The sequence below is a fragment of the Streptomyces sp. NPDC041713 genome (assembly GCF_055591085.1).
Genome location: NZ_JBVIZY010000002.1, coordinates 793,835 through 806,549, shown reverse-complemented (window position 1 = coordinate 806,549; position 12,715 = coordinate 793,835). Strand labels below are relative to the sequence as shown.

Below are 12,715 nucleotides of genomic sequence, written 5' to 3'. Positions count from 1 at the left end.
CCGGTGTGGTGCGGGTGCGGTGCGCGTGCACGGATGAGGCGTTCACAGACTCCTGGGACGGGCCCGCCGATGCCCTCGGACAGCCCCGGCGAAACGGATTTGGGCGATCGGCGGGCAACCGTGTAATGTCTTCATCGCTCGCCCCAATAGCTCAGTCGGTAGAGCGTCTCCATGGTAAGGAGAAGGTCTGCGGTTCGATTCCGCATTGGGGCTCTGATGTTGAGTGATCCTCGCCTTCGGGCGGGGTGATCCGGCATCGCAGCGGTGTAGCTCAGTCGGTAGAGCAAGCGGCTCATAATCGCTGTGTCACCGGTTCAAGTCCGGTCACCGCTACTAACGGTAGCCGATTGTGGGGTCGGTCCTTCGATCGGCTACTCTTTTATGCGTTCATCCGTCCATCCGTCCGTCCAAGGAGCACTCACGTGGCTGCCACCGACGTCCGCCCGAAGATCACGCTGGCCTGCGTGGAGTGCAAGGAGCGGAACTACATCACCAAGAAGAACCGGCGTAACGACCCGGACCGTCTTGAGATGAAGAAGCACTGCCCGCGCTGCAACGCGCACACTGCGCACCGCGAAACGCGCTAAACACAGGCTCGTACACGAGGCCGTCCCCGTTTTCTGGGGGCGGCCTCGTGTCGTTATGTCGTTACGAAACCAACCGCAGGAGGTACCGGGCCCATGGCGCTCGACCAGTCCTTCGTGGGGCGGTCCTATCCCCCCACTGATCCTTATGAGGTCGGCCGGGAGAAGATCCGCGAGTTCGCCGAGGCGGTGGGGGACGCCAATCCCGCGTACACCGACCCGGAGGCCGCCAGGGCGCTCGGTCACCCGGACGTGATCGCGCCGCCTACTTTTGTGTTCGCGATCACGTTCAAGGCGGCCGGACAGGTCATCGAGGACCCCCAGCTCGGCCTCGACTACAGCCGGGTGGTGCACGGCGACCAGAAGTTCGCCTACGTCCGCCCGGTGCGCGCCGGTGACCGGCTCACCGTCAGCTCGACGATCGAGTCCATCAAGTCGCTCGCGGGCAACGACGTCCTGGACATCCGCGGCGAGGTCCACGACGAGGCCGGCGAGCACGTCGTGACCGCCTGGACCAAGCTCGTCGCGCGTGCGGCGGAGCCCGCGGCGAAGGAGGCCTGAGGCGATGACGACGACGATTTCCTACGACGACGTCGAGGTCGGCACCGAGCTGCCGGCCCAGTCCTTTCCTGTGACCCGTGACACGCTCGTGCGGTACGCGGGCGCTTCCGGTGACTTCAACCCGATCCACTGGAACGAGAAGTTCGCGGTCGAGGTCGGCCTGCCCGACGTCATCGCGCACGGCATGTTCACCATGGCCGAGGCGATCCGCGTGGTGACCGACTGGCTGGGCGACCCCGGAGCGGTCGTCGAGTACGGCGTGCGCTTCACCCGGCCCGTCATCGTGCCCAACGACGACAAGGGCGCCACGATCGAGGTCAGCGCCAAGGTCGCGGCCAAGCTGGACGACGGCCGCGTCCGGGTCGACCTCCTCGCGAAGAGCGCGGAACAGAAGGTCCTCGGCATGTCGCGCGCGGTCGTGCAGCTGGCCTGACCCGTCGGTTCTACGTAAGGGGCGCTCTCCGTTGGGGGCGCCCCTTACGCATGGAGGGGGCGGGCTACTGGGCTGCCGGGCACGACCCCTTGACCGCTTAGTGATTGGCCACTAACTTACTCGCATGGTCAGGATGAGCGCAGAGGAGCGGCGCGAGAGCGTCATCCGCGCGGCGATGGTCGAGTTCGCCCGCAGCGGCTTCAAGGGCACCTCCACCGAGGCGATCGCCAAGCGGGTGGGTGTCTCGCAGCCGTATCTCTTCCGGCTCTTCCCGGACAAGCGGGCCATCTTCCTCGCCGCCGCCGAGCGGTGCTGCCAGGAGACGACGGAGGTCTTCCGGGCCGCGGCCGACGGGCTGGAGGCGGAAGAGGCCGAGCACGCCATGGGGCGGGCCTATCAGGCGCTCATCGCGGACGACCCCGACAAGCTGCTCATGCAGATGCAGATGTACGTCGCCGCGGCCGCCGCGGAGGCGGCCGGTGACGCGGAGTTCGGCGCGACGCTGCGGTCCGCCTGGATGGAGATGTACGACACGGTGCATCTCGCGCGGGGGGCCGGGGTCGACGAGACGACCACGTTCCTGGCGTACGGGATGCTGATCAACGTCCTGGTGTCGTTGGGGTTCCAGCCCGACCACCGGGTGTGGACCGGCTTCTACGAGCCGGCTCAGCCCAAGCAATGAGGCGGGCGCCCTGCGTGTCACGGGGGTGCGCGCAGGGTTCTGTCTGTGCGCGCAGGGTTCTGTCCGCCACGGGGGGTGCGGTTTTTTGCGCCCACGAAAGTTAGTCATCAATAACTAACCTCAGGGGAAGCGATGTCACAGCAGATGGCACAGCAGACGCCACCGCGGACAGCACCGCGCGGGGGGATGGTCTGGGCCCTCGTCATCACCAGCGTCGCCGGATTCATGGCGGCGCTCGACAACCTCGTCGTCACCACGGCCCTGCCCTCCATCCGCGAGGACTTCGGCGGTGCGCTGCACGACCTCGAATGGACGGTGAGCGCCTACACCCTCACCTTCGCCGTGCTGCTGATGTTCGGCGCGGCCCTGGGGGACCGGTTCGGCCGCCGGCGGCTCTTCCTCGTCGGCCTCACGGTCTTCACCGGCGCCTCCGCCGGCGCGGCCCTCGCGTCGAACCTCGAAGCGCTCGTCGCCGCCCGCGCGGTGCAGGGCGTCGGCGCCGCCATCATGATGCCGCTCACGCTGACCCTGCTCACGGCGGCCGTCCCCGCGGCCAAACGCGGCATGGCGTACGGGATATGGGGCGCCGTCAACGGCCTCGCGGTCGCCAGCGGCCCGCTGATCGGCGGCAGCCTCACCGAGCACGTCTCCTGGCAGTGGATCTTCTGGCTGAACGTCCCGCTCGGCCTGGCCCTGCTGCCGCTGGCCCGCCTCCGCCTCACCGAGTCGTACGGCTCCGGGGCGCGCCTGGACGTCGCGGGCACCCTGCTCGCCAGCGGAGGACTCTTCGGCATCGTGTACGGCCTGATCCGCGGCCCGATCGACGGATGGACCAGCGCGGCCGTGCTGACCAGCCTGATCGCCGGCGCCGCGCTGCTCGCCGGATTCGTCCACCACGGCATCCGCGCCAAGGCGCCCATGCTGCCGATGCGACTCTTCCGCAGCCGTGCCTTCTCCGGCATCAACGCCGCGAGCCTGCTGATGTTCCTCGGCATGTTCGGCTCGATCTTCCTGCTCAGCCAGTACATGCAGGGCGTCCTCGGCTACTCGCCCACCGAGGCCGGGCTGCGCATGCTCCCCTGGACCGGCATGCCCATGCTCGTCTCGCCCCTCGCGGGCTATCTGTCCGACCGGATCGGCGGCCGCCCGGTCGTCGCAGCCGGACTCTTCCTGCAGGCCGTGGGTCTGGCCTGGTACGCCGTCGTGGTGGCGCCCGACGCCACGTACACCGCGCAGCTGCCCGCCCTGGTCGTCAGCGGCGTCGGCATGGCCCTGTACTTCGCGCCCGCCTCCAACCTGGTCATGTCCAGCGTCCTGCCGCACGAGCAGGGCATCGCCTCCGGCGCCAACAACGCGCTGCGCGAGGTGGGCGGCGCCCTCGGCATCGCCGTGATGTCGTCGATCTTCTCGGCGCAGGGCGGCTACACGTCCGGACAGAACTTCGTGGACGGCCTGCGGCCCGCGCTGTGGGTGGGCGCCGCGACGGTCGCCCTCGCCGCGGCGGCGGCGCTGTGCATCCCGGGCCGCCGGGCGTCGGCCGCGGGACCCGCCGGCCCCGCCGCGCAGTCCGAGGAGGAGCTGGTCGCCGTCTGAGCGGCCCGGCCCGTCCCGCACGCACCCGAGGACGGCCCCGCCCTGACCGGCGGGGCCGTTCTCGTACTCTTGAGCACGTGCTGGAACTCCACGATGCCCCGCTCGCCCCGCTGACCACCTTCCGGCTCGGCGGCCCCGCGACCCGTCTGATCACCGCGACGACCGACGCCGAGGTGATCGCCGCCGTCCGCGCGGCCGACGACTCCGGTACGCCACTGCTGATCATCGGCGGTGGCTCCAACCTGGTCATCGGCGACAAGGGCTTCGACGGCACCGCCCTGCGCATCGCCACCCGGGGCTTCGACCTGGACGGCACGCGGCTGGAGCTGGCCGCGGGGGAGACCTGGACCGACGCCGTGGCGCGGACCGTCGACGCCGGTCTCGCGGGCATCGAGTGCCTCGCCGGAATCCCCGGCTCCGCGGGTGCGACGCCGATCCAGAACGTGGGGGCGTACGGCCAGGAGGTCTCGTCGACGATCACCGAGGTGATCGCGTACGACCGGACGACGCGCGAGACGGTCACCCTCGCGAACGCCGAGTGCGACTTCTCGTACCGGCACAGCCGCTTCAAGGCCGACCCCGACCGGTTCGTGGTGCTGCGCGTCCGCTTCGAGCTGGAGGACGCGCAAGGGATGAGCGCCCCCCTCAAGTACCCCGAGACGGCCCGCACGCTCGGCGTCGAGGCCGGCGACCGGGTCCCCGCCGCGGTCGCCCGAGAGACCGTCCTGAAGCTGCGCGCGGGCAAGGGCATGGTGCTCGATCCCGAGGACCACGACAGCTGGTCGGCCGGGTCCTTCTTCACCAACCCCATCCTCACCGAGGAGGAGTTCACCGCCTTCCACGCGCGCGTGACGGACCGCCTCGGCCCCGACGTCGCGCCGCCGGCCTTCCCCACGGGCGACGGGCGGGTGAAGACCTCCGCCGCCTGGCTCATCGACCGGGCGGGCTTCACCAAGGGGTACGGAGAGGGCCGGGCCCGCATCTCCACCAAGCATACGCTCGCGCTCACCAACCGCGGCGGCGCGACCACCGAGGACCTTCTGGAGCTGGCCCGCGAGGTCGTCGCCGGCGTGCGGGACGCCTTCGGGGTCACCCTCGTCAACGAGCCGGTGACGGTGGGCGTCAGCCTGTAGTGCCCGGCTCCGGACGACGGTCCTGAAGACGATCGGCCGACCGGCCCGTCAGCCGACCAGCCACTCGTCCACCCCGGCCAGCAGCTTGTCCCGCACGTCCGCGGGCGCGGCCGAGCCGCGGATCGACTGCCGGGCCAGCTCGGCCAGCTCGGCGTCGGTGAAGGCGTGGTCCCTGCGCGCGATCTCGTACTGGGCGGCGAGCCGCGAACCGAAGAGCAGCGGGTCGTCCGCGCCGAGCGCTATCGGCACCCCGGCCTCGAAGAGCGTGCGCAGCGGCACGTCCTGGGGCTTCTCGTAGACCCCCAGGGCCACGTTGGACGCCGGGCACACCTCGCACGTCACGCCCCGGTCCGCGAGCCGCTTCAGCAGGCGCGGGTCCTCGGCGGCCCGCACCCCGTGCCCGATGCGCACCGCGTCCAGGTCGTCCAGGCAGTCCCGCACCGACGCCGGGCCGGTGAGCTCGCCGCCGTGCGGCGCCGCGAGCAGGCCGCCCTCGCGGGCGATGGCGAAGGCCCGGTCGAAGTCCCGCGCCATGCCGCGCCGTTCGTCGTTGGAGAGCCCGAAGCCGACGATCCCGCGGTCCGCGTACCGCACCGCGAGGCGGGCCAGCGTGCGGGCGTCCAGCGGGTGTTTCATGCGGTTGGCGGCGACCAGGACGCGCATCCCGAGGCCGGTCTCGCGCGAGGCGGTCCCGACGGCGTCCAGGATGACCTCCAGGGCGGGGATGAGACCGCCGAGGCGCGGCGCGTACGAGGTCGGGTCGACCTGGATCTCCAGCCACCCCGAGCCGTCCCGCAGATCCTCCTCCGCGGCCTCGCGCACCAGGCGCTGGATGTCCTCCGGCTCACGCAGACAGGAGCGCGCGGCGTCGTAGAGCCGCTGGAAGCGGAACCATCCGCGTTCGTCCGTGGCCCGCAGCTTCGGCGGCTCGGCGCCGGTCAGCGCCTCCGGGAGCCGCACTCCGTACTTGTCGGCGAGTTCGAGAAGGGTGGTGGGCCGCATCGACCCGGTGAAGTGCAGGTGCAGATGGGCCTTGGGCAGCTCTCTTACGTCTCGTACGCGCTCCATTGGAGGATCTTGCCGCACGCAGCTGTCGTCCCGGTAGCCGCTTTCCACCTTCGGGCCCTTCCCCGAACGAAGAAACGGGCCGCCCCTCCCGAAGGAGAGACGGCCCGCACGCGCGCGTGGAGCGCTGTTTCCGCGATCCCCGTGCCGATGCCCGGTGCTCAGTCGCGGGCGTCGGCGAGCAGCTTCTGGATCCGCGAGACGCCCTCGACGAGGTCCTCGTCCCCGAGCGCGTACGAAAGGCGCAGGTAGCCCGGCGTCCCGAAGGCCTCGCCCGGAACCACCGCGACCTCCGCATCCTCCAGGATCAGCGCGGCCAGCTCGACGGAGTCCTGCGGGCGCTTGCCGCGGATCTCCTTGCCGATGAGGCCCTTCACCGACGGGTACGCGTAGAAGGCACCCTCGGGCTCGGGGCAGACGACGCCCTGGATGTCGTTGAGCATCCGCACGATGGTCCTGCGGCGCCGGTCGAAGGCCTCGCGCATCGTGTCGACGGCCGCCAGGTCGCCGGAGACGGCCGCGAGCGCTGCGGCCTGGGCGACGTTGGAGACGTTGGACGTGGCGTGCGACTGCAGGTTCGTCGCGGCCTTCACGACGTCCTTCGGGCCGATGATCCACCCCACCCGCCAGCCGGTCATCGCGTACGTCTTGGCGACGCCGTTGACCACGACGCACTTGTCGCGCAGCTCGGGCAGGATCGCCGGCAGCGAGGTGAAGGCCGCGTCCCCGTAGACGAGGTGTTCGTAGATCTCGTCGGTCATGACCCACAGGCCGTTCTCGACGGCCCAGCGGCCGATCGCCTCCGCGTCGGCCTCGCTGTAGACGGCGCCCGTGGGGTTGGAGGGCGACACGAAGAGCACGACCTTCGTACGCTCCGTGCGCGCGGCCTCCAGCTGCTCGACGGAGACGCGGTAGCCCGTGGTCTCGTCGGCGACGACCGGGACCGGGACGCCGCCGGCCAGACGGATCGACTCCGGGTACGTCGTCCAGTAGGGGGCCGGGACGATGACCTCGTCGCCCGGGTCGAGGATCGCGGCGAACGCCTCGTAGATGGCCTGCTTGCCGCCGTTGGTCACCAGGATCTGCGAGGCGTCGACCTCGTACCCGGAGTCGCGCAGGGTCTTCGCGGCGATCGCGGCCTTGAGCTCGGGCAGGCCCCCGGCCGGCGTGTAGCGGTGGAACTTCGGGTTCTTGCAGGCCTCGACGGCCGCCTCGACGATGTAGTCCGGAGTGGGGAAGTCGGGCTCGCCCGCGCCGAAGCCGATCACGGGGCGGCCCGCGGCCTTGAGGGCCTTGGCCTTGGCGTCGACAGCGAGGGTCGCGGACTCGGAGATCGCGCCGATGCGCGCGGACACCCGGCGCTCGGTCGGAGAAGTTTCAGCGCTCATGGCCCCATCGTTCCAGACCCGGAAAGGCCTCCGCGCAGGGGTTTCCCGGCCCTCGGCGGGACCGCCGGATCCCTTTCTGTTCGACGGAGGGCCGCGGAGCACGTACACTCACTGCTCGTTGGCCCTCACCGGCCGCGCCCTCTCCAGGCACTCCGTGCACATGGGCGGATGCGGTAGGTTGGGGGAAATCAAAGGGTCGTAGCTCAATTGGTAGAGCACTGGTCTCCAAAACCAGCGGTTGGGGGTTCAAGTCCCTCCGGCCCTGCTACACACTCCTTCGCCAGGATGTGTGCGCATGTACGTACTGCATTGCACCGCCGTGCGGCTCAACCGGGCGCGGCACGGCCACGACCCGGAATCAGGTGAGGACGAGTGACGGACGCCGTGGGCTCCATCGACAAGCCTGATGCCGAGGCGCCGGAGTCCAAGAAGGCCCGCAAGGGCGGCAAGCGCGGCAAGAAGGGCCCCTTCGGCCGTCTCGCGCTCTTCTACCGCCAGATCATCGCGGAACTCCGCAAGGTCGTCTGGCCGACGCGCAGTCAGCTCACGACCTACACCAGCGTGGTGATCGTCTTCGTCGTCATCATGATCGGTCTCGTGACCGTGATTGACTATGGCTTCAGCCACGCTGTCAAGTACATCTTCGGCTGAGCCGAGAGCGAAGGGCGCCGTACCCGGCGCCCCTATTCGCGTGTTCCACCCCATGTATCCAGGAAGAAGCAGCCACCGTGTCTGACCCGAACCTGAACGACGCCATGGAGCCTCGCGGCGGGCAGGATGCCGAGTCCGTCGAGGACGAGCTCGCCATCGTCGAGGCGGCGGACGCCGAGGAGCCGGATCAGGCCGAGGCTGCCGACGCTGTCGCGGGCGAGCCCGCCGAAGAGGCCGCCATCCACCTGGAGGGCGACGCCGAGGCCGTCGCCGAGTCCGCCGAGGACGAGGCCGCCGTCGCCGAGGTCGCCGACGAGGAGATCTCCGTCGCCGACGAGGAGACCCCCGAGTCCGCCGAGGACGCCGAGGGCGCTGCCGACGTCGCGGAGGAGCCCGAGGAGGAGGCCGAGCCGGTCGACCCGATCGTGGCCCTGCGCGAGGAGCTCCGCACCCTCCCCGGCGAGTGGTACGTCATCCACACCTACGCCGGTTACGAGAACCGCGTGAAGACCAACCTCGAGCAGCGCGCCGTCTCGCTGAACGTCGAGGACTTCATCTTCCAGGCCGAGGTGCCGCAGGAAGAGGTCGCCCAGATCAAGAACGGCGAGCGCAAGACGATCCGTCAGAACAAGCTCCCCGGCTACGTGCTGGTGCGCATGGACCTGACGAACGAGTCCTGGGGCGTCGTCCGCAACACCCCCGGCGTCACCGGCTTCGTGGGCAACGCCTACGACCCGTACCCGCTGACCCTGGACGAGATCGTCAAGATGCTCGCGCCGGAGGCCGAGGAGAAGGCCGCCCGTGAGGCCGCCGAGGCCGAGGGCAAGCCTGCTCCGCAGCGCAAGGTCGAGGTCCAGGTCCTGGACTTCGAGGTCGGCGACTCGGTCACCGTCACCGACGGCCCGTTCGCGACGCTGCAGGCGACCATCAACGAGATCAACGCCGACTCGAAGAAGGTCAAGGGCCTCGTCGAGATCTTCGGCCGCGAGACCCCGGTCGAGCTCAGCTTCGACCAGATCCAGAAGAACTAGCCCTCCCGGGCCTCCTCTGGAACACACGCCTCCGAGCAGGTCAGACAGGCTGCCAAAGCCGGTCTGACCTGCTCGGTTTTTAGCCGCACGTCTATACCCGTTATCGTTGTGCGGTATGCCTCCATCCGGATGACCGGATGGCCGGCTGAAAACTCTCACTAGGACCCGGAGAGAGCAATGCCTCCCAAGAAGAAGAAGGTCACGGGGCTGATCAAGCTCCAGATCCAGGCTGGTGCCGCCAACCCGGCCCCGCCGGTCGGCCCCGCGCTGGGCCAGCACGGCGTCAACATCATGGAGTTCTGCAAGGCCTACAACGCCGCGACCGAGTCGCAGCGTGGCTGGGTGATCCCGGTGGAGATCACGGTCTACGAGGACCGTTCCTTCACCTTCATCACCAAGACGCCGCCGGCCGCCAAGATGATCCTCAAGGCCGCTGGTGTCGAGAAGGGCTCCGGCGAGCCCCACAAGACCAAGGTCGCCAAGGTCACCGAGGCGCAGATCCGTGAGATCGCGCAGACCAAGATGGAAGACCTCAACGCCAACGACCTGGACGCCGCGTCGAAGATCATCGCCGGCACCGCCCGTTCCATGGGCATCACGGTCGAGGGCTGAGCTTCCTCCCCGTCTGACCTTTCTCCGTGGTAGGGCCAAGCGCTGGTCCGAACCACAACTCCATACCTGAACAAACCAGGAGCAGAAGTGAAGCGCAGCAAGACTCTCCGCGCTGCGGACGCCAAGATCGACCGGGAGAAGCTGTACGCCCCGCTCGAGGCCGTCCGTCTCGCCAAGGAGACCTCCTCGACCAAGTTCGACGGCACCGTCGAGGTCGCCATGCGTCTGGGTGTCGACCCGCGCAAGGCCGACCAGATGGTCCGCGGCACCGTGAACCTCCCGCACGGCACCGGCAAGACCGCCCGGGTCCTGGTCTTCGCGACCGGTGACCGTGCTGCGGCCGCGGAAGCCGCTGGAGCCGACATCGTCGGCGCCGACGAGCTCATCGACGAGGTCGCGAAGGGCCGCCTGGACTTCGACGCCGTCGTCGCCACCCCGGACCTCATGGGCAAGGTCGGCCGCCTCGGCCGCGTGCTCGGTCCGCGTGGTCTGATGCCGAACCCGAAGACCGGCACCGTGACCCCCGACGTCGTGAAGGCTGTCAACGACATCAAGGGCGGCAAGATCGAGTTCCGCGTCGACAAGCACTCGAACCTGCACTTCATCATCGGCAAGGTGTCCTTCGACGACACCAAGCTGGTGGAGAACTACGCCGCGGCCCTGGAGGAGATCCTCCGTCTGAAGCCGTCGGCCGCCAAGGGTCGCTACATCAAGAAGGCCGCCCTCACCACCACGATGGGCCCCGGCATCCCGCTGGACTCGAACCGCACCCGCAACCTCCTCACCGAGGAGGACCCGGCCGCCGTCTGAAACTGACGGCAGCCGCGTCGCGTACGCGTTCTGTGGACGGGCCCCGCAACCTTTCGAGGTGCGGGGCCCGTCCTGTTTGTGTGCGGACCTTTCGGATACGCATGTCAGTGGTCTGCGTTAGCGTGCAGGCTCCATGAAGGCCAAGGGGTGGGAACACATGAACAGCACTACGACGCGCCGTGCCGGTCTCTCGATCGCGGTGGTGGCCGCGCTGACCGGGCTCGCGGCCTGCGGCTCGGACGGCTCTTCGGACACGGCGGACAAGGGCAAGGACAAGGGCGGCATCACCATGAGCCCCATAGCCGCCCTGCGTACCGTCGAGAAGTCCACCGACAAGGCGGACACCGCCAAGATCGACGGCTCGACCACCATGGGCTCGCTCTCCTCCATGGACATGAAGGGCGTGATGGGCTGGTCCGACGGCATCACCGGCAACGTCACGGTGACCTTCACCGGCGGCACGCAGGCCCAGCAGATGAAGCAGCTCGGCCAGTCGCAGCTCGACTACCGCTACCTGAAGAACGGCTTCTACGCGAACATGGGCGACCGTTTCGCGGATGAGGCGGGCGGCGGCAAGCACTGGCTCGAGTACGACTACGACACCCTGGCCGAGATGAGCGGCGCCGCGGGCGAGGCCTTCCAGGACCAGATGCAGAACACCACGCCGAACCAGTCGGTGAAGATGCTGCTGGCCTCCGGCGACGTCAAGCGCGTCGGCGAGGAGAGCGTCCGGGGGACGAAGGCGACCCACTACTCGGGCAAGGTCGACATGGCGGACTTCACCGCCAAGAGCTCGGACCTGGACGCGGACCAGAAGTCCGAGCTGAAGAAGCAGTTCGAGCAGCTCGGCATGGACACCGAGAAGATCGACATCTGGGTCAACGACGACGACCTGCTGGTCAAGAAGATCGAGAAGGCCGACACGAAGAACGGCCCCTTCTCGCAGACCGCCTACTACAGCGACTACGGCACCCCGCTCTCCGTGGAGAAGCCCCCGGCCTCGGACACCATGAGCTTCAAGGACCTGCTGAACAAGCAGCAGCCGGCCGCCTAGGCACGGCCGCGGACCCCACCGCCGAAGAACCCGGAGGAAGGCGCCGCTTTCCTTCGGGTAATCTCGGCGCACCGCAATAAGTGGATCAAATGTTCCTAGGGGTGGGGTCATGAGTATTTCCGTACGCAGGGGACGCAGAAGAACCGCGGCCGTCGCGATGGCGGCCCTGCTGCTCGCCGGCGGCGCCGTCGGCTGTGGGTCGGAGAAGTCCGACAAGGCCGGGGACGACATGTCGCCCGTGGCGGCCGTGAAGAAGGCCGCGAAGAAGACCGAGGACCTCACGTCGTTCACGTTCCGGATGCGGGGCAGCGTCCCCGAGGACGGGCGGGTCCGCGCCGACGCGTCGATGAGCACCAAGCCGCTCGCCATGCAGATGAAGATGTCCGCGCCCGACCAGGGCCCGGAGAAGATCGAGATCCGCTACGTCGACGGCGCGGCCTACATCGGGGCCGGCGAGATGGCCGCCAAGGAGATGGACGGCAAGAGCTGGCTCAAGTTCGACGCCAAGGCCATGGAGAAGCAGGCCGGCAAGGGTGCCGGCAGCTCCGTCTCCGCGCAGGCCGACAACAACCCGGCCGACCAGTCCTCGCTCATGACCGGCTCCAAGGACCTCAAGAAGGTCGGCAGCGAGACCGTCGAGGGCGTCGAGACCACCCGTTACACCGGCACCGTCTCGCTCGACCGGCTGCGCAAGCTCACCGCGGACAAGGGCGGGGACGCGGCCACCAGGAAGCGCCGCGAGAAGAGCATCAAGCAGTACGAGGACATGGGGCTGAAGAAGCTCACCATGGACATGTGGGTCGACGGCGAGGACCACACCAAGCAGTTCCGCGCCCGCGGCAAGGGCGACAAGGGTGCGCTCAACATGACGATCACCTTCCTCGACTACAACAAGCCGGTGCACGTCGAGGCGCCGCCGAAGGACAAGGTCATGGACCTGGGCCAGGAGATGAAGGGCCTCCAGGGCTGACGCCGAGGCCGGCGCCGGACCGGATTTGCCCCGCGCGGACCCGTTCGCGTACTCTTCCACAGAAGCCAAAGACCGCTGGTCGTTGCTGTGCTCCCGCAAGGAGTGCAGCGGCCGAAGGATCCGCTGAAACTGCGGACGACCCGCGCAG

14 protein-coding genes and 3 tRNA genes are annotated in these 12,715 nt (G+C 68.9%); 15 read left to right on the top strand and 2 right to left on the bottom strand.

The genetic code is table 11. The features are described 5' to 3' along the window. The first annotated feature begins 140 nt into the window (after positions 1 to 140). The 8 genes from ACZ6CV_RS08520 (at position 141) to ACZ6CV_RS08485 (ending at position 4,986) form a co-directional block, all read left to right on the top strand. Positions 141 to 213, top strand: a tRNA-Thr gene (locus ACZ6CV_RS08520). A gap of 47 nt (positions 214 to 260) precedes the next feature. Beyond that, positions 261 to 333: transfer RNA gene (locus ACZ6CV_RS08515), tRNA-Met, on the top strand. Between the two features lie 89 nt (positions 334 to 422). Continuing rightward, positions 423 to 587, top strand: a complete 165-nt coding sequence (gene rpmG / locus ACZ6CV_RS08510; protein WP_004571794.1) for a 50S ribosomal protein L33 — start codon at positions 423 to 425, stop codon at positions 585 to 587. Between the two features lie 93 nt (positions 588 to 680). After that, positions 681 to 1,145 carry a MaoC family dehydratase N-terminal domain-containing protein gene (locus ACZ6CV_RS08505; RefSeq protein WP_362363386.1) on the top strand — a complete coding sequence of 155 codons (465 nt, stop codon included), beginning with the start codon at positions 681 to 683 and terminating at the stop codon, positions 1,143 to 1,145. Positions 1,146 to 1,149: 4 nt separating this feature from the next. Then, positions 1,150 to 1,578 (top strand): MaoC family dehydratase, encoded by a 429-nt coding sequence (locus tag ACZ6CV_RS08500; protein WP_469250112.1) that lies wholly within the window; start codon positions 1,150 to 1,152, stop codon positions 1,576 to 1,578. Positions 1,579 to 1,711: 133 nt separating this feature from the next. Continuing rightward, positions 1,712 to 2,260: a TetR/AcrR family transcriptional regulator gene (locus ACZ6CV_RS08495; protein ID WP_469250313.1), complete on the top strand. Its 549-nt coding sequence runs from the start codon at positions 1,712 to 1,714 to the stop codon at positions 2,258 to 2,260. 132 nt (positions 2,261 to 2,392) lie between these two features. Beyond that, entirely contained in the window at positions 2,393 to 3,853 is a 1,461-nt protein-coding gene (locus ACZ6CV_RS08490) for a DHA2 family efflux MFS transporter permease subunit (protein ID WP_469250111.1), read from the top strand. After that, positions 3,850 to 4,986, top strand: coding sequence for a UDP-N-acetylmuramate dehydrogenase (locus ACZ6CV_RS08485; protein WP_469250312.1), 1,137 nt, complete (start codon positions 3,850 to 3,852; stop codon positions 4,984 to 4,986). The genes ACZ6CV_RS08490 and ACZ6CV_RS08485 overlap by 4 nt, the downstream gene beginning before the upstream one ends. Before the next feature lie 48 nt (positions 4,987 to 5,034). On the opposite strand, the gene ACZ6CV_RS08480 is transcribed toward ACZ6CV_RS08485, so the two are convergent. Next, positions 5,035 to 6,054 (bottom strand): adenosine deaminase, encoded by a 1,020-nt coding sequence (locus ACZ6CV_RS08480; protein ID WP_469250110.1) that lies wholly within the window; start codon positions 6,052 to 6,054, stop codon positions 5,035 to 5,037. 158 nt (positions 6,055 to 6,212) lie between these two features. Beyond that, on the bottom strand, positions 6,213 to 7,439 hold the full coding sequence (locus ACZ6CV_RS08475; RefSeq protein WP_469250109.1) for a pyridoxal phosphate-dependent aminotransferase: 1,227 nt from the start codon (positions 7,437 to 7,439) through the stop codon (positions 6,213 to 6,215). A gap of 192 nt (positions 7,440 to 7,631) precedes the next feature. On the opposite strand from ACZ6CV_RS08475, the gene ACZ6CV_RS08470 reads away from it, so the two are divergent. The 7 genes from ACZ6CV_RS08470 to ACZ6CV_RS08440 all read left to right on the top strand — a co-directional run bounded on the left by ACZ6CV_RS08470 (position 7,632) and on the right by ACZ6CV_RS08440 (position 12,567). After that, positions 7,632 to 7,704: transfer RNA gene (locus ACZ6CV_RS08470), tRNA-Trp, on the top strand. A 107-nt stretch (positions 7,705 to 7,811) separates the two neighbouring features. Then, the gene (secE, locus tag ACZ6CV_RS08465; RefSeq protein WP_362363401.1) at positions 7,812 to 8,090 is read left to right on the top strand and encodes a preprotein translocase subunit SecE; all 279 of its coding nucleotides are present in this window, start codon (positions 7,812 to 7,814) and stop codon (positions 8,088 to 8,090) included. A 77-nt stretch (positions 8,091 to 8,167) separates the two neighbouring features. After that, on the top strand, positions 8,168 to 9,121 hold the full coding sequence (gene nusG, locus ACZ6CV_RS08460; RefSeq protein ID WP_469250108.1) for a transcription termination/antitermination protein NusG: 954 nt from the start codon (positions 8,168 to 8,170) through the stop codon (positions 9,119 to 9,121). A gap of 177 nt (positions 9,122 to 9,298) precedes the next feature. Next, a complete protein-coding gene (gene rplK, locus ACZ6CV_RS08455; protein WP_030782612.1) occupies positions 9,299 to 9,733 on the top strand; it encodes a 50S ribosomal protein L11 in 435 nt (144 codons plus the stop codon). A gap of 87 nt (positions 9,734 to 9,820) precedes the next feature. Next, a complete protein-coding gene (gene rplA / locus ACZ6CV_RS08450) occupies positions 9,821 to 10,543 on the top strand; it encodes a 50S ribosomal protein L1 (RefSeq protein ID WP_150216780.1) in 723 nt (240 codons plus the stop codon). A 157-nt stretch (positions 10,544 to 10,700) separates the two neighbouring features. Further along, on the top strand, positions 10,701 to 11,597 hold the full coding sequence (locus tag ACZ6CV_RS08445) for an SCO4651 family lipoprotein (protein WP_469250107.1): 897 nt from the start codon (positions 10,701 to 10,703) through the stop codon (positions 11,595 to 11,597). 109 nt (positions 11,598 to 11,706) lie between these two features. After that, positions 11,707 to 12,567: an SCO4651 family lipoprotein gene (locus ACZ6CV_RS08440; protein ID WP_469250106.1), complete on the top strand. Its 861-nt coding sequence runs from the start codon at positions 11,707 to 11,709 to the stop codon at positions 12,565 to 12,567. The last annotated feature ends 148 nt before the right edge of the window (positions 12,568 to 12,715 follow it).